At 72.1% G+C, this 14,459-nt stretch carries 17 protein-coding genes; 10 read left to right on the top strand and 7 right to left on the bottom strand.

Going from position 1 to position 14,459, the window contains the following annotated elements; genetic code table 11:
* Nucleotides 1–124 precede the first annotated feature (124 nt).
* Complete coding sequence (locus tag ASG32_RS32385) at nucleotides 125–1,111, bottom strand: cytochrome c family protein (protein WP_082557831.1); 987 nt, start codon at nucleotides 1,109–1,111, stop codon at nucleotides 125–127.
* A 323-nt stretch (nucleotides 1,112–1,434) separates the two neighbouring features.
* On the opposite strand from ASG32_RS32385, the gene ASG32_RS11725 reads away from it, so the two are divergent.
* The gene (locus ASG32_RS11725; RefSeq protein WP_056525914.1) at nucleotides 1,435–2,178 is read left to right on the top strand and encodes a 3-deoxy-manno-octulosonate cytidylyltransferase; all 744 of its coding nucleotides are present in this window, start codon (nucleotides 1,435–1,437) and stop codon (nucleotides 2,176–2,178) included.
* 23 nt (nucleotides 2,179–2,201) lie between these two features.
* Nucleotides 2,202–3,059, top strand: coding sequence for a prephenate dehydratase (locus ASG32_RS11720; RefSeq protein WP_056525912.1), 858 nt, complete (start codon nucleotides 2,202–2,204; stop codon nucleotides 3,057–3,059).
* A 3-nt stretch (nucleotides 3,060–3,062) separates the two neighbouring features.
* Here the strand turns inward: ASG32_RS11720 and ASG32_RS11715 are convergent, their stop codons facing one another.
* A complete protein-coding gene (locus tag ASG32_RS11715; protein WP_020092640.1) occupies nucleotides 3,063–3,788 on the bottom strand; it encodes a tyrosine-protein phosphatase in 726 nt (241 codons plus the stop codon).
* Nucleotides 3,789–3,996: 208 nt separating this feature from the next.
* Between ASG32_RS11715 and ASG32_RS11710 the strand changes: the two genes are divergently transcribed.
* A complete protein-coding gene (locus ASG32_RS11710) occupies nucleotides 3,997–4,503 on the top strand; it encodes an N-acetyltransferase (protein ID WP_056525909.1) in 507 nt (168 codons plus the stop codon).
* A 111-nt stretch (nucleotides 4,504–4,614) separates the two neighbouring features.
* Complete coding sequence (gene ppa / locus ASG32_RS11705) at nucleotides 4,615–5,148, top strand: inorganic diphosphatase (RefSeq protein ID WP_020092642.1); 534 nt, start codon at nucleotides 4,615–4,617, stop codon at nucleotides 5,146–5,148.
* 40 nt (nucleotides 5,149–5,188) lie between these two features.
* Here the strand turns inward: ppa and ASG32_RS11700 are convergent, their stop codons facing one another.
* Nucleotides 5,189–5,722 (bottom strand): gamma carbonic anhydrase family protein, encoded by a 534-nt coding sequence (locus tag ASG32_RS11700; RefSeq protein WP_020092643.1) that lies wholly within the window; start codon nucleotides 5,720–5,722, stop codon nucleotides 5,189–5,191.
* A gap of 158 nt (nucleotides 5,723–5,880) precedes the next feature.
* On the opposite strand from ASG32_RS11700, the gene ASG32_RS11695 reads away from it, so the two are divergent.
* Complete coding sequence (locus ASG32_RS11695; protein WP_056525906.1) at nucleotides 5,881–6,159, top strand: hypothetical protein; 279 nt, start codon at nucleotides 5,881–5,883, stop codon at nucleotides 6,157–6,159.
* A 108-nt stretch (nucleotides 6,160–6,267) separates the two neighbouring features.
* Nucleotides 6,268–6,483: a hypothetical protein gene (locus tag ASG32_RS11690; RefSeq protein ID WP_020092645.1), complete on the top strand. Its 216-nt coding sequence runs from the start codon at nucleotides 6,268–6,270 to the stop codon at nucleotides 6,481–6,483.
* 27 nt (nucleotides 6,484–6,510) lie between these two features.
* Here the strand turns inward: ASG32_RS11690 and ASG32_RS34445 are convergent, their stop codons facing one another.
* Nucleotides 6,511–6,675 carry a hypothetical protein gene (locus ASG32_RS34445; protein ID WP_170862923.1) on the bottom strand — a complete coding sequence of 55 codons (165 nt, stop codon included), beginning with the start codon at nucleotides 6,673–6,675 and terminating at the stop codon, nucleotides 6,511–6,513.
* A 94-nt stretch (nucleotides 6,676–6,769) separates the two neighbouring features.
* The gene (locus ASG32_RS11685; RefSeq protein ID WP_056525903.1) at nucleotides 6,770–7,285 is read right to left on the bottom strand and encodes an META domain-containing protein; all 516 of its coding nucleotides are present in this window, start codon (nucleotides 7,283–7,285) and stop codon (nucleotides 6,770–6,772) included.
* A gap of 222 nt (nucleotides 7,286–7,507) precedes the next feature.
* Here ASG32_RS11685 and ASG32_RS11680 point away from each other — a divergent pair, with 222 nt between their 5' ends.
* The 4 genes from ASG32_RS11680 (at nucleotide 7,508) to ASG32_RS11665 (ending at nucleotide 10,199) form a co-directional block, all read left to right on the top strand.
* The gene (locus ASG32_RS11680; RefSeq protein WP_020092648.1) at nucleotides 7,508–7,831 is read left to right on the top strand and encodes an XRE family transcriptional regulator; all 324 of its coding nucleotides are present in this window, start codon (nucleotides 7,508–7,510) and stop codon (nucleotides 7,829–7,831) included.
* A gap of 192 nt (nucleotides 7,832–8,023) precedes the next feature.
* The gene (locus ASG32_RS11675) at nucleotides 8,024–8,761 is read left to right on the top strand and encodes a PIG-L family deacetylase (protein ID WP_056525900.1); all 738 of its coding nucleotides are present in this window, start codon (nucleotides 8,024–8,026) and stop codon (nucleotides 8,759–8,761) included.
* On the top strand, nucleotides 8,758–9,351 hold the full coding sequence (locus tag ASG32_RS11670; protein WP_056525897.1) for an SAM-dependent methyltransferase: 594 nt from the start codon (nucleotides 8,758–8,760) through the stop codon (nucleotides 9,349–9,351). Before ASG32_RS11675 ends, ASG32_RS11670 begins: the two co-directional genes overlap by 4 nt.
* Nucleotides 9,348–10,199, top strand: coding sequence for a galactosyltransferase-related protein (locus ASG32_RS11665; protein ID WP_056525895.1), 852 nt, complete (start codon nucleotides 9,348–9,350; stop codon nucleotides 10,197–10,199). The genes ASG32_RS11670 and ASG32_RS11665 overlap by 4 nt, the downstream gene beginning before the upstream one ends.
* Nucleotides 10,200–10,385: 186 nt before the next feature.
* Here ASG32_RS11665 and ASG32_RS11660 read toward each other — a convergent pair whose 3' ends face one another.
* Nucleotides 10,386–11,357, bottom strand: coding sequence for a CoA ester lyase (locus ASG32_RS11660; RefSeq protein WP_012320599.1), 972 nt, complete (start codon nucleotides 11,355–11,357; stop codon nucleotides 10,386–10,388).
* 187 nt (nucleotides 11,358–11,544) lie between these two features.
* Nucleotides 11,545–14,295 carry a phosphoenolpyruvate carboxylase gene (locus tag ASG32_RS11655; RefSeq protein ID WP_056525893.1) on the bottom strand — a complete coding sequence of 917 codons (2,751 nt, stop codon included), beginning with the start codon at nucleotides 14,293–14,295 and terminating at the stop codon, nucleotides 11,545–11,547.
* Nucleotides 14,296–14,459: the final 164 nt, after the last annotated feature.

Genomic DNA, 14,459 nt, shown 5'->3' with positions numbered 1-14,459 from the left:
GATCCGGCCGGATGCCGGGGCGCAGCCGCCTTAGAGCAAGGGCCACGCCCGGAGCCATGCCGGCGGAACGCGCCAGGCACGCGAGGGGCGGGACCGTGCCCGGCCCCGCACCCGGCCGTGCCGTCTACTCCTTCGGCAGCGGCTGCGGGGTCGGCAGCGGAGCGTTCAGATCCTTGGTCGGGCCGCCGACCTCCAGATCCTTCGCCCGCTCGACGGCCTCGGGATTGGCCTTCGCGGCCGGCTCCTTGGCGGCCGGCGCCGTCGGCGCGGTCGGCTCGGCGGGGATCAGGCTCGAGGGCTGGCCCTGCTGGTCGCTGTCGTGGGCGCTGGCCGGGGGAGCCGGCGCGTTGCGGTCGCTCGACTCGCCGGTCGTGCGCGGGCTGCCGGGCGACTTCGCCTCGACCGGCTTGGCGGTGCCGGTATCGGCGGGCTTGGCCGGGCTGTCCTTACCCTCGGACGCCTTGTTGGCGGCGGGCTTGTCGGCGGACGGCTTGTCGGCCGCGGGCTTGTCGGCGGCAGGCTTGTCCTCGGGCTTGGCCGCGGCGGGCGCGGCCGCCGGCGCGGCGTCGGTCTTCTCGACGGCCGGCAGCGGCTTCGGCGATTCGGCGAGCGTCCGCAGGTAGGCGATGACGTTGGCCCGCTCCTGCGGCGCCGCGATGCCCGCGTAGGCCATCTTGGTGCCCTTCACGTAGGCCTTCGGGTTCGTCAGGAACTCGTCGAGGTCGGCGTAGGTCCAGGTGCCGCCCTTCTCCTTCATGGCCGCCGAGTAGTCGAAGCCCGCATGCGCGCCCTTCGGCCGCTCGACGATGCCGTACAGGTCGGGGCCGACCTTGTTCGGGCCGCCCTTCTCGAAGCTGTGGCAGGCGTGACAGGCCTTGGTGCCGGCCTCGCCCTTCTCGGCATTGGCGCTGGCGAGGCGGACGGCGATCGGCTCGACCTTGGCCTCGGGCGCCGCCGCGGCGGTCTCGGGCTGCGGCTCGGGCAGGTCGTAGCCGGCATTGCCCGCCGGCTTCGGGTGGTAGATCAATTCGGCGACGAAACCCGATCCGGCCGCGAACAGAAGGGCGCCGAGGACCGCACCCAGGACCTTGTTCACCTCGAACGAGTTCATGCTCTTCTCGCAACTCGGCCGTGCCGAACGCGCGCCTGACACGGGCGAGCGGGCTCGGACACCGGACATTGGAAGATTTCGAGGTTGCCTTAGCGGTTCCGGGCCGCTCCTGACAATGCCGCAGGGGCGTTCCGCGTCGCTCCGGCGCAGGATTGTTCCACCGAATTGTCCAGCTTGTCACCGGGTGGCACCTTTTCTCCACCGCGGCCCGGCCCGTTTCCGCAGGCCCGTTCCCGGGGGACGACAACCGGGGGCCGGCCTGTTAAGCAGCCGGCCGCCTCCCGTCGCGGCCGCTCGATCCGCGCATCCGGATCCGAATCTCGATGTCCGATCCCCTGGTCCTGATCCCGGCGCGCCTCGCCGCGACCCGCCTGCCGAACAAGCCGCTGGCCGACATCGCCGGCGAGGCCATGATCGTCCATGTCTGGCGCCGGGCCGTCGAGGCCGGGATCGGCCCGGTGGTGGTCGCCACCGACACGGCGGAGATCGCCCGCACGGTCGAGGCCGCGGGCGGCCTCGCGGTGATGACCCGGGCCGACCACCCGTCGGGCTCCGATCGCCTCGCCGAGGCCCTGGAGATCGTCGATCCGGAGGGCCGCCACGACGTGGTCGTCAACGTGCAGGGTGACCTGCCCACCATCGACCCGGCGATCATCGGCGCCTCCGTCGCGCCGCTCGCCGACCGCACCGTCGACATCGTCACCCTCTGCGCGCCGATCACCGATCCGCACGAGGCCGACAACCCCAACGTGGTCAAGCTCGTCGGCCACGCGGTCGGTCCCGGGCGCCTGCGCGCCCTCTACTTCACCCGCGCCCGCGCGCCCTGGGGCAACGGGCCCCTCTGGCACCATATCGGCCTGTACGCCTACCGGCGCACGGCGCTCAGCCGGTTCGTGGCCCTGCCGCCCGGCGAGCTGGAGGTGCGGGAGAAGCTGGAGCAGCTGCGGGCCCTCGAGGCCGGCATGCGCATCGATGCCGCCATCGTCGACGACCTGCCGCTCGGCGTCGACACCCCCGCCGACCTGGAACGGGCCCGCGCCCTGCTGCAGGGTCGGCGCCTGAACTGACCGACGAACGAATCCGCGCCGCCATGACCGACCGCACCATCGCCTACCAGGGTGAGCCCGGGGCCAACTCGCACATCATCTGCGCGGAGGCCTATCCGGACTGGACGCCGCTGCCCTGCCCGACCTTCGAGGACGCCTTCGCGGCGGTGACGGAGGGGCGCGCGCAGCGGGCGATGATCCCGATCGAGAACTCGATCGCGGGCCGCGTCGCCGACATCCACCACCTGATCCCGATCTCGCCGCTGCACATCGTGGCCGAGCACTTCCTGCCGATCCATTTCCAGCTGATGGTCCTGCCGGGCACGAAGCTCGAGGCGCTGAGGAGCGTCCACAGCCACGTCCACGCGCTGGGCCAGTGCCGCCGCATCATCCGCCGGCTGGGCCTGAAGGCCGTGGTCGCCGGCGACACCGCCGGGGCGGCCCGCGAGATCGCCGAGATCGGCGACCCGAGCCGGGCGGCCCTGGCGCCCGCTCTCGCCGCCGAGGTCTACGGCCTGGACATCCTCGAGCGCGACGTCGAGGACGAGGCGCACAACACCACCCGGTTCGTGGTGTTCTCCCCCGAGCCCGAGCCGGTCGCCCAGGGCGCCGAGCCCTGCGTGACGAGCTTCGTGTTCCGCGTCCGCAACATCCCGGCCGCCCTCTACAAGGCGCTCGGCGGCTTCGCGACCAACGGCGTCAACATGTCGAAGCTCGAGAGCTACATGGTCGACGGCGAGTTCACCGCCACGCAGTTCTACGCCGAGGTCGACGGCCATCCGGAGGATCCGGGCCTCCGCCGCGCGCTGGACGAGCTCGGCTTCTTCTCGCGCGAGCTGCGGGTGATCGGGACCTACCCGGCCCACCCGTTCCGCGAGGCGGCGCGGCCGCCCGCGGAGTGATCCTCACTCCCGCCGCAGGATGCGGTCGGCGGCCAGATCCGACCAGAAGCCCGGCCGGAAATCCCGCTTGAGCGCCTCGGGATCGTAGACGGTCTCGACCCAGGTCAGGAAGTCGAGGCCCTGCGCCTCGCCCTCGACGCGGTAGCGGGCGAAGAACGCGTCGAGGATCCCGGTCTTGGCGAAGCGGAGATGGCCGTAGCGGGCGGAGAGCTGCCGGGCGGCCTCGGCCACCGGGCGGCCCTCGTGCAGGATCAGGTACAGGGCCGAGGCGAGGCCGGCCCGGTCGGCGCCGGACTTGCAGTGCATCACGGCCGGGTACTCGATGCCGGCGAAGAACGCCTTGGCGCCGAGGATGGTGGCGCGGTCCGGCGCCTCCCGCGAGCGGAGAACGAACTCGACGAGCTTGAGGCCGTGGCGCTCGCAGGCCTCGCGCTGCAGCGGCCAGGACCCGTGCTCGCGCCCGCCGCGCAGGGAGATGATCGTCCGCACGCCCTCGGCCCGGAAGCGGGCGAGCTGGTGGGGACCGGGCTGGGCCGAGCGCCAGACGGCGCCGGTGCCGACCCGGTGCCGGTTGAGGTAGGCGAGGCGGAACACGCCGTGGTCCATCAGCAGCATGCTGGCCCAGGCCATCAGCCGGTCGCCGGGGCCGGCGATCGGCCGCTCGAAGCGGGCGATCCGGGCCATGCGGCGCGCGTAGCGCGTCTCGGGCTTGAGGAAGCGGTTGAACAAGGCCGGGCTTGCCGAGGGAACGAGCCCGGGCTCTACCAGCCACCCGGCGGCCCGGCAATTCGCGGGCCCGGCACCCGACCGGCACGCGGTCGACCACACACCGACGCGATCCGGCGCCGTTCTTGCCTTCACTCCGCCCGGATCGGCATCGAACCTGCGCGGACCGCGCGAGTTATCCGCCGGTCGGACGATGGGAGGCCCGAGGCCCATGAGCACGCGCACCACGAGCATCCGCCGGGCCCGCGAGGCCGACCTCGGCGGCTTGTCCAAGGTGTTCGACGCGTCGTGGCGCGAGGCCTATCGCGGCATCATCCCGGGCGTCGCCCTGGAGCGGCTGATCTCGACCCGGGACCGGGCTTGGTGGCGGGGCGCCCTGCGCCGCGGCCGGCCGATCGCGGTGGTCGAGACAGGCGAACTCGTCGTCGGCTACGCGGCCTACGGTCGGACGCGCAGCCGGTCGCTCGGCACCGAGGCGGAGATCGACGAACTCTACCTGCTGCCGGAGTACCAGGGCGTCGGCCTGGGCCGCCGCCTGTTCCGGGCGGTGCGCAACGACCTCGCGGATCACGGCCTCGCGCGGCTCGGCGTGTGGAGCCTGGAGGACAACGCCCGCGCCAGCGCCTTCTACGAAGGGCTCGGCGGCGTCGCCGGCCCGCGGGTGCTGGACCGCGTGGCGGGCCTCCCGCTCCCGAAGGTCGGGTTTCTCTTCGGCTAACGTTTTCCAGCGCTCGTTGCCGGGCCGTACCATCGACTGATTTGCTTTGCCAGGCGGCGCCTCTAAGAGATCCGGGAAGCGGACGAGACCGCATTCCGGAAGCGACAGGCCATGAAGATCGACGCCATCCCGCTCGGCAAGAAGCCGCCGCACGACGTCAACGTGATCGTCGAGGTGCCGCTCGGCGGCGAGCCGATCAAGTACGAGATGGACAAGGAATCCGGCGCGCTGGTCGTCGACCGGTTCCTGTACACGCCGATGTTCTACCCGGGCAATTACGGCTTCATCCCCCACACCCTGTCGGGCGACGGCGATCCCTGCGACGTGCTGGTGGCCAACACCCGCGCCGTGCTGCCGGGCGCGATCATCAGCGCGCGTCCCGTGGGCGTCATGGTGATGCAGGACGAGGGCGGCGAGGACGAGAAGATCATCGCGGTGCCCTCGCGCCACCTGACCAAGCGCTACGACCGGGTCGAGAACTACACCGACCTGCCCGACATCACGATCCAGCAGATCCAGCACTTCTTCGAGCACTACAAGGATCTGGAGCCCGGCAAGTGGGTCAAGTTCGTCCGCTGGGGCGACAAGGAGGAGGCCCACCGGCTGATCGAGGAAGCGATCGAGCGCGGCAAGGCCAAGAAGTAAGGGTGTTCCGGCCGCTCCTCCGGGGAGCGGCCCGTACCCGTCAGCCGTCGATGCGGCGCAGCCCGGCCCGGTAGCGCCGGGCATTCTCCACGTAGCGCAGGGCGGCTTGCCGCAAACCCTCGATCGCGGCCTCGTCGAGGGTGCGCACGGCTTTGGCCGGCGCCCCGACGATCAGGCTGTGATCCGGGAACTCCTTGCCCTCGGTGACCAGCGCGTTGGCGCCGACGAGGCAGCCGCGGCCGATCCGGGCCCCGTTCAGAACCGTCGCACCCATGCCGACGAGGCTGCCGTCACCGATGGTGCAGCCGTGCACGATCGCGCCGTGCCCGATCGTGACGTCGGTCCCGATCACGAGGGGGAAGCCGGGATCGACGTGCATGATCACGCCTTCCTGGACGTTGGTGCGGTCGCCGATGCGGATCGGCTCGTTGTCGCCGCGCAGGGCCGCGCCGAACCAGATGCCGACATCGAGACCGAGATGCACCCGGCCGATCACCTGCGCGTCGGGCGCGATCCAGACCCGGGCCGGGTCGGCGAGGTCGGGGACGTGCTCGTCGAGGGCGTAGAGCGGCATGGCGGCCTTTCACGGAAGAGCGGTGGTATCGGCCGCGCGGCGCGGCCGGGATCGCGACAGATGACGCGCGGCACGTGTCGCGGGAATGGTACGGCGCGTCCAGGCTGCCAATGCTAGGCTGGCTCCGCAAGCGGTCGCGACCCGGATCGGAGACAGAGATGGCACGCCACCCGGCCCTGATCGGTCTGACGCTTCTCCTGCTGACGCAAGGGACCGGGGCCGCGGACCTGCGGGGGCCGGCGGCGCTGGGCCGGTTCCGGGCGACGTGCGAGGATCTCGGGACCTTCTGCTTCGCCGACGCCTGCGGCGGCGATCAGATCGCGGCGGCCGAGGGCTGCCGGGCGCGCTGTCCGAGCGCGTCGATCGTCGAGGTCGTCCCGGTCGCCTGCCCGCTGCCGGACGGTCGGTCCGTGCCGATCCTCCGGCGCCGCGGCTGAGAATCGGCCGCGATCGAGGGCCGGGAGAAATATCGGACGTCCGCGGCAACGAAACGCGGAACGCGGCATTGACCGTTTCGAACACGCTAACAACGGAGACGCGGACAGATGCTCGCGAACGCGCGCGATGCCCGCCGGCGCACGAAGCTGACCAGCGATCTCCGTCCGCCCGAAGCGGGAGCGAACGCCGATCCCGTCCTGTACGGCGTGGCCGCGGGTCTGGCGGCCCTGTTCCCGCCCGTGATGCTGCGCTCGGAGGCCTCGCCCGAGACGCACCGCGCCTCCGAGACCTCGCGGGCGCCGGACGCGACCGGCACCCGCTAGGCTAGGACCGGTCGGCGCAGGCTCCCCTCAGGCCGCGAGCCGGACGAGGAGGAGGAGGGTCGCCAGGAGCGGCGCCGCCGCGGCGAGCCAGAGGGCGCCCGGATGGAAGCCCTCGGGTCCCGAGAAGCGCGCGGTCCGCGTCACCGCGGGACGCAGGGGATCCCCGCGTCCGATCCCGATCCCGACTGGCATCCGCGCACTCCTCGATACCGGAGGAGTGAGCGCCGACGTCCCTCAAGAGCGTCTGAATCGGCGGCCGTCGTCGTTCGGCGTGGTGAACCGGCCCTTAAAGGGCCCGGTCGAACTTCAGCTCGCCGTTCGGGCTCTTCAGAACGAGCTGCGAGCCGACCATGTCCCACGCGGCCGAAGTGCGCAGGGCGATGAAGAACGCCTGCTCGGCGGCCGCGAGGCCCTTGTCGCAGCTCTTCTTGGTGAGCGCGAGCGGGCCGACGGCGATGTGCTGCTCCTTGAGCGGGAAGGCGGTCGCCGCGAAGGTGTTGCAGCCGCCGTAGCCGCGGGCGCGGTACTGCTTGTCGATGATGAAGCTCGGCCGGTCGCCGCCCGTGAACGGCTTGCCGTTCAGGCTCACGGCGGTCCAGGTCGAGTCCAGCGGGAACATCTTCTCGCTGGCCTTGGTCCCCGGCACGTACTGGGGCTTCTTCTCCTCCTCGCCGCCCGGCCGGCGGTTGCCCCGGCCGAAGCCCGTGGGCGAGCCGCCCATCTGCGCCTGCGCCTGCGTCGCCGCGGTCAGGTCCATGGCCAGCACGGCACAGGCCAAGCTCGCGATCAGCACCCCTCTCATCGTCCAGTCCCCATGTCGCGCGCGCCGCGCGCAGGTCATCCCGGTCCGGAAACGCCGCGCGGGCCGCGCGGTCCGGCCCCTCGCGTGGGCCGCTCCGAATCCTTGCGCCTTGCCGGATGCGACAGGATTTCAGCACAATTATGGTCGCGCTCGGCCGAAGACCGCCCGGAAACGATCCGGGACCGCGATCGTTGTTGATCAGTGCGAAGCAGGAGGATCACCTTGGCAGGATCGGACGAGGGCGCGCAGAGCGGGACCCGGGCGCTCGCCATGACCCCGGCGCAGTCGCGGGCGGCTCGCGGGCTGCTCGGCTGGTCGGAGGCCGATCTCGCCGGCAAGGTCGGCCTGGACGAGCGATTCGTGCGGGATTTCGAGGGCGGCTACAGCGACGCGCCCAGTGGCCAGGTCGAGGCCCTGCGCAGCGCCCTCAGCGCCGCCGGTGCGGTCTTCCGCGATGCGCCGACGCCCGGCGTCCACCTCGCGGCGGGCCGGGGCGTCGACGAGGGCACCCGCGCCGACGCGCTCACCACCGAGAACGATCGCTGACACCCGCCGGCCGACCCGAACGCGCCGCTCATGGCGCGTTCATGCGCCGCGCCTGACAACCCGGGACGCCACAACCCGCGCACCGTCCGTGGAGCGTCCCGTGATCGATCCCGTCAGCAGCCCGTCGCGGTGCGACCGGCGCTTTCTCTTGGCCTTCGTCTTGTCGGCATCCGACCGGATCGGAGGCCGCTGATGCGCGCCGACGCCTTCCTCGCCGCCGCCGACGCGCTGCCCGTGGCGAGCCTCGACGCCCTCCTGGGGAGCCGGGGGCTCGTGGTGGTCGCGCCCCATCCCGACGACGAGAGCCTCGGATGCGGCGGGCTGATCGCCGCCGCCCGGGCGTCTGGACGGCCCGTGCATCTCGTCGTGGTCAGCGACGGCTGCGGGTCGCACACGCATTCCCGTCTCTACCCGCCCGAGAAACTGCGCGCCCTGCGCGAGGCGGAGACCCGGCGGGCCGTGGCGGTCCTCGGCCTCGGGCCCGAGGCCGTCACCTTCCTGCACCTCCCGGACGCGCACGTCCCGAGCGCCGGCCCCGAGGCCGAGGCCGCCGCGTCCGCGGTCGCCCGCGCGGCCGCGGCGATCGGGGCCGGCGCGGTCTTCGTCACGTGGCGCCACGATCCCCACTGCGACCACAAGGCGGCCGCGGCGATCGTCGCCCTCGCGCGGCCGCAGATGCCGGGGGTCCGCGTCTACGAGTACCCCGTCTGGGGCTGGACCCTGCCGCCCGAGACCGAGGTCGGGCCAAGCCCCGCCGGCCTGCGCCTCGACGTCTCCGCCTATCGCGAGACCAAGGCGCGAGCCGTCGCCGCCCACGAATCGCAGACCACCGACCTGATCGCGGACGATCCCCAGGGCTTCCGGCTCGAGCCCGCCATGATCGACCGGCTCTGCGGCCCCTACGAGCGCTTCGTCGCGGTCCCCGCATGAGCCGCCGGACGCAGACGCTGCCGGAAGACTACTTCCTCGGCATGTACGCCAGCGACCCGGATCCCTGGCGCTTCACCTCGTCGTCCTACGAGCGCGACAAGTACGCGGCGACGCTGGCGGCCCTGCCGCGGGCGCGCTACCGGGCCGCGTTCGAGCCGGCCTGCTCCATCGGCGTCTTCACCCACGCCCTGTCCGAGCGCTGCGAGCGTCTGCTCGCCACGGATCTGGTCCCGGCCGCCCTGGAGGACGCCCGGGCGCGCTGCGCGGATCGCCCCCACGTCGAGATCCGGCAGGGCACGATGCCGGCGGACTGGCCCGAGGAGCGCTTCGACCTGATCGTCCTCTCCGAGTTCCTGTACTTCCTGGCCCCGGAGGATTTCGCCGCGCTCGTGCGCCGGGCCGGCGCGACGATCGCGCCCGGCGGCGACATCGTGCTGGTGCATTGGCTGGGCGAGACCGACTACCCGCTCTCGGGTGACGGCGCCGCCGAGGGCTTCATCCGGCTGTCGGCGCCCTTCGCCCAGGTCCTGAGCCAGGCGCGGACGGACAAGTACCGCATCGACGTCCTGCGCGCCGGAACCGCCCCGTGAGCGTCGCGGTCATCACCCTCAACAAGGGCCGGCGCGCGCACCTGACCCGTCTGCTCGAAGGCCTCGGCCGCGGCGACCCGCCCGACCGCTGCGTCGTCGTCGAGATCGGCGACGACGCGGCGCCCTACCCGACCCTGCCCTTCCCGGTGGAGCGCGTCCCGTTCCCGCATGCTGGCCTGCCGCTCGCCGCGGCGCGCAATGCCGGGCGCCGGGCCGCCAGTGCCGACACGCTGATCTTCCTCGACGTGGACTGCATCCCCTCGGCGGGGCTCGTCGCGGGCCTGTCACGGGCGGTGGCCGAGCGGGACGGCCTGATCTGCTGCGAGATCGGCTACCTGCCGGCCGGCGCGGTCGCGGACGGGTGGCGCGAGACGGATCTGGCGCGTCTCGGCGCGCCGCACCCGGTGCGGGTCTTCCCGCCCGCCGGCACGGTGGCGCCGGCGCCGCAGCCCGGCCTGTTCTGGTCCCTCGCCTTCGCGGTGCGGGCCGCGACCTACGACCGCCTCGGCGGCTTCGACGAGACCTTCTCGGGCTACGGCGCGGAGGACACCGACCTCGCCTTCCGGGCCGAGCGGGCCGGCGCGCCGATCCTGTTCCTCGGCGGCCCCCGCGCCTACCACCAGCATCATCCGGGCTACGACCCGCCGCTGCAGCACTTCCGCGACATCGTCGCCAACGCGGCCCGCTTTCACGACCGGCACGGGATCTGGCCGATGGACGGCTGGCTCGACGGGTTCGCGCGGCTCGGGCTCATCGCGGCGGATCGGTCGAGCGGCATCGTGGTTCACCGGGACCCGACGCCGGGCGAGATGGCAGCGGCGCGGTTGCCGGACGATCGTCCTTTCTGACGGGACTCGGGCCGCGCGGCGCCGCCGTCCTCGCGCGCGCAGCGAGGCAACCCGGCAGCGACACGCATGTCGCCGTAGCTGCGACCCTGGATTGCTTCGCTGCGCTCGCAAGGACGAGACGTTCCTCGCCGTGCGGAGGGCGGATCCCGGTCAGGGGGCCGGGATCCGCCCGCGTCGGAGCTGTCTTCAGCCCTTCATGGCGTTCGCCTTCTCGATCAGCGCCTCGGCCATGCGGATCGAGGCGATGTCGATGAGGCGGCCGTCCAGGGACACGGCGCCGCGGCCGGCCTTGGCGGCCTCTTCCATGGCCTCGAGGATGCGCCGGGCCTTGGTGACCTCGGCCTCGGAGGGCGTGAACACCTCGTTGGCGAGCTCGATCTGGCTCGGGTGGATCGCCCACTTGCCCTCGAAGCCGAGGGCCGCGCAGCGGCGGGCCGCCGAGCGGTAGCCGTCCGGATCCGAGAAGTCGCCGAACGGTCCGTCGATCGGGCGCAGTCCGTAGGCGCGGCAGGCGACCAGCATGCGGTTCTGGGCGAACAGCCACGGGTCCTGCCAGTGGGTCTGGCGGCTGCCGGACTCGTCCTTGTCGGTCAGCACCGAGAAGTCGGGGTTCACGCCGCCGATGACGGTGGATCGGGCGCGGGTCGAGGCGGCGTAGTCGGCGACGCCGAAGGACATCGCCTCCAGCCGCTTCGACGACTGGGCGATTGCCTCGACGTTGGCCATGCCGAGGGCCGTCTCGATCAGCACCTCGAAGCCGATCTGCTTCTCGCGCTTCTTGGCCTGCTCGATCTGGGTGACCAGCACGTCGATGGCGTAGACGTCGGCCGGCACGCCGACCTTGGGGATCAGCACCATGTCGAGCCGCGGGCAGGCTTCGACGATGTCGACCACGTCGCGGTACATGTAGTGGGTGTCGAGACCGTTGATGCGGATCATCATGGTCTTGTTGCCCCAATCCAGGTCGTTCAGCGCCTGGATGATGTTGGTGCGGGCCTTCTCCTTGTCGTCCGGGGCGACCGCGTCCTCGAGATCGAGGAAGATCACGTCCGCCGCCGAGGAGGCCGACTTCTCCATGAAGGTCGGGTTGGAGCCGGGCACGGCGAGTTCGGAGCGGTGCAGGCGCGGCTTGGCCTGCTGGATCAGGGTGAAGCTCATCTTGGGTTCTCTCTCCTGGTGACGGTTCTGGTGCCGTTGCGGGATGCGGTCCCGTTCATCGGCGGCAAATGGCGCGCGCGTGGGTCGCTGACAGGGCGCGGCTGCACGAATGGACCGGGTTCCCGGTACGGGATCGAGGCACGGGTCCCGTCTCCCGCGCGGGAGAGGGAGCCCGCTGAACCCTCCCCTATCCGGTCGCCCCGAAGCCGACCGCGATGCAGTTGATGGACAGGAGCAGGGCCGACTTCACCGCCTCGCGCCGGTCCTCGTCGGTCTCCGCGCGGTAGCGAGCGAGCAGCTCGACCTGCTCGCGGCTGACCTGGTTGATCGTCGGGAGACGGCCCTTCAGGCGGTCCCGGAACAGGGGGAAGCGCTCGGCCAGCTCCGTGCCGCCGCTCACCCGCAGCACCATCTCGCGGGTGAGCGCGTACTCGGCCTCGATCATCGAGAAGATCCGGTCCCGCACGCCCGCGTCCTGGACGAGGCCCGCGTAGGCGCGGGCGATGTCGAGATCGACCATCATCAGCGTCTTCTCGACCTCGTCGAGGACGAGGCGGAGGATGCGGGACTCGTTGAACAGCCGCTTGAGGGTCGCCTCGCCGTCGCGGCCGCGCACGTCGATGAAGCTCGCCAGCCCCGAGCCGACGCCGTACCAGCCGGTGATCACGTGCCGGTTCTGCGACCACGCGAACACCCAGGGGATCGCGCGGAGGTCCGAGAGCGAGCGCGCGCCGAAGCGGCGGGCCGGACGCGAGCCGATGTTGAGAAGGGAGATCTCGTCCAGCGGGCTCGCCGCCTGGAAGTAATCGACCAGGCCGTCGGTCTGCAGCAGCTGGACGTAGGCCGCCCGCGAGGCCCCGGCGAGCGCCTCGAGGGCGTCGTCGTGGCCGGGGCCCGCCCGCTCGCCGTCGCCGGCGAGCGCGTGCTCGAACACCGAGGCTGCCAGCAGCTCCATCTGGTAGGCGGCCGTGCCGCGGTTGGCGTACTTGAACGAGACGACCTCGCCCTGCTCGGTGGTCCGGAACCGGCCGCGGATCGAGCCCGGCGGCTGGGCCATGATGCCCTTCTGGGTCGGCACGCCGCCGCGGCTCACCGAGCCGCCGCGCCCGTGGAAGAAGGCGATCCCGACGCCGAGCTCCTCGCCGAGCCGGGTCAGCTTGCTCTGCGCCTTGTAGAGTTCCCAGTTGGCGGCGACGAAGCCGCCGTCCTTGTTGGAGTCGGAGTAGCCGATCATCACCTCCTGCACGCCGCCCTGCCAGCGGGTGGAGCGGCGGACCACCGGCACGTTGAGCAGCGCCCGCATGATCGCCGGGGCGGCGCGCAGGTCGTCGATGGTCTCGAACAGGGGCACGATCGGCAGCGGGCAGATCTCCGTCCCGGCGGCGTCGAGGAACACCCCCGCTTCCTTGGCCAGCAGGTAGGCGCCGAGCACGTCCTCCACCGAGCGGGTCATCGACAGCACGAAGGCGCCGAACGCCTCGCGGTCGAGGGCCTCGCGCATCTCGGCGACGAGGGCGAAGGTGGCGAGCGTCTCGCGGGCCGCGTCGGGCAGGTCCTCGAAGGACCGCTCGGGATCGCGCGGCCGGGCGAGCTCCGTGTCGAGCCACTGGCGCCACGCGGCCGAGCCGAGGGCCGGCGGCTCGCCGTCGCCGTTGCGCTGGCGCCAGAGGGCGTGGAGCGTGTCGGTAGTCCGGGTCGTGTTCTCGCGCAGGTCGAGGCGGACCGTCGAGAAGCGGAAGATCTCGACCATCCGCCGCACCGGGCGGACGAGATCGCGCGCCAGCGCCCCGCACTTGGCCTCGGTCAGGCCGCGCTCCAGGGTGCGCAGGTCCTCGATCAGCCCGTCCGCGCTGGCATAGTCGGGGCCGGACGGGTGCTCGCCCTCGTTGCGGGCGATGGTCGCCTCGATCTTGCGCAGGACGCAGGAGAGGTACTGGCGATAGGGCTCGCCCGGATTGCGCCGGGTGATGGCGCGGGCCTGGCCGCTCTCGGCGAGATTCCGGTCGAGCTCCGCGCGGAAGCTCTCGGGCAGCGGCAGCGAGCGCTCGGTGAGCGAGAGGGTCCGCCCCAGCTCGCGGACGCCGTCGCGGTAGCGCGTGAGCGAGGCGAGCGCGTTCCGGTGCAGAGTCTGCCGGGTGACGGCCGCCGTGACGTAGGGATTGCCGTCCCGGTCGCCGCCGATCCAGGAGCCGAACTGGAAGAACGGCGGCACCCTGAACTCCGTGCCCGGATAGGTCTCGGCCAGCGCCTCGTGGAGGGTCTCCAGGGTCTCGGGCAGCATCTCGAACAGGGTCTCGTCGAAGAAGTGCAGCCCCCAGGCCACCTCCCGCTCGACCGTGGCCTTCTCCAGGTGCAGCTCGCCCGTCATCCAGACCAGCTCGATCTGGTCGCGCAGCTCGTTCATGAGCCCGTTGCGCTCACGGTCGGTCCAGCGCGGCATCTCCAGCTCGCGCAGGACGAGGTAGATCCGGCGGAACTTCTCCAGCACCGTCACCCGCTTGCCCTCGGTCGGGTGGGCGGTGAGCGTCGGGCGGATGCGCAGGTCGCTCAGCAGCGCCTGGATTTTTTCAGGGGGCACCCCCTGTTTGCGCGCGTCGGAAAAAACCTTGGCGAAGGAGCCGCCGAGCGCGGCCCGCCCCTCCGTGCGCTCCACGTGCCGGCGTCGGCGCATCGCGGCGTTCTGCTCGGCGATGGAGATCAGCTGGAACCAGATGCCCTGCACCTGCAGCGCGCGCGCCAGCATCTGCGGCGAGAAGCGCGAGATGTCGGCCGTCCCGTGCAGGACCGCCTCGAGGTCGGGGTCGTGCCGGCGGGCGACGTCGAGCAGCGCCTGGAACAGGATGTCCAGCGCCTGCTCCGACGACGTGCCGACGATCACCGGCGGCGCGAAGGCCGTGGCATCGACGAGACCGGGGGTTGCGTGAAGGGTGCGGGTCATGGAGCCACCTCGTGGCGCACGGTCTTTCTCGAGGATGTTCGGCGCGATGCGCCGTCACCTCCGGGAGGGAGGCGCGCATCGGCCGGTGCCCAGTGCGACGCGCGCCCTCTCCCGCTCGGGAGAGAGGACCCGCGCCGCGTTCCGGGACGTAAGGCGGGCCGGCC

The organism is Methylobacterium sp. Leaf361 (assembly GCF_001424445.1).
Taxonomy (GTDB): Bacteria; Pseudomonadota; Alphaproteobacteria; order Rhizobiales; family Beijerinckiaceae; genus Methylobacterium.
This window is presented reverse-complemented; position numbering and strand designations above follow the sequence as displayed.

Coding starts and splice junctions, on each gene's coding strand:
- ASG32_RS32385 (WP_082557831.1), bottom strand. CDS start 1,111: ATGAACTCGTTCGAGGTGAACAAGGTCCTGGGTGCGGTCCTCGGCGCC.
- ASG32_RS11725 (WP_056525914.1), top strand. CDS start 1,435: ATGTCCGATCCCCTGGTCCTGATCCCGGCGCGCCTCGCCGCGACCCGC.
- ASG32_RS11720 (WP_056525912.1), top strand. CDS start 2,202: ATGACCGACCGCACCATCGCCTACCAGGGTGAGCCCGGGGCCAACTCG.
- ASG32_RS11710 (WP_056525909.1), top strand. CDS start 3,997: ATGAGCACGCGCACCACGAGCATCCGCCGGGCCCGCGAGGCCGACCTC.
- ppa (WP_020092642.1), top strand. CDS start 4,615: ATGAAGATCGACGCCATCCCGCTCGGCAAGAAGCCGCCGCACGACGTC.
- ASG32_RS11700 (WP_020092643.1), bottom strand. CDS start 5,722: ATGCCGCTCTACGCCCTCGACGAGCACGTCCCCGACCTCGCCGACCCG.
- ASG32_RS11695 (WP_056525906.1), top strand. CDS start 5,881: ATGGCACGCCACCCGGCCCTGATCGGTCTGACGCTTCTCCTGCTGACG.
- ASG32_RS11690 (WP_020092645.1), top strand. CDS start 6,268: ATGCTCGCGAACGCGCGCGATGCCCGCCGGCGCACGAAGCTGACCAGC.
- ASG32_RS34445 (WP_170862923.1), bottom strand. CDS start 6,675: ATGCCAGTCGGGATCGGGATCGGACGCGGGGATCCCCTGCGTCCCGCG.
- ASG32_RS11685 (WP_056525903.1), bottom strand. CDS start 7,285: ATGAGAGGGGTGCTGATCGCGAGCTTGGCCTGTGCCGTGCTGGCCATG.
- ASG32_RS11675 (WP_056525900.1), top strand. CDS start 8,024: ATGCGCGCCGACGCCTTCCTCGCCGCCGCCGACGCGCTGCCCGTGGCG.
- ASG32_RS11670 (WP_056525897.1), top strand. CDS start 8,758: ATGAGCCGCCGGACGCAGACGCTGCCGGAAGACTACTTCCTCGGCATG.
- ASG32_RS11660 (WP_012320599.1), bottom strand. CDS start 11,357: ATGAGCTTCACCCTGATCCAGCAGGCCAAGCCGCGCCTGCACCGCTCC.
- ASG32_RS11655 (WP_056525893.1), bottom strand. CDS start 14,295: ATGACCCGCACCCTTCACGCAACCCCCGGTCTCGTCGATGCCACGGCC.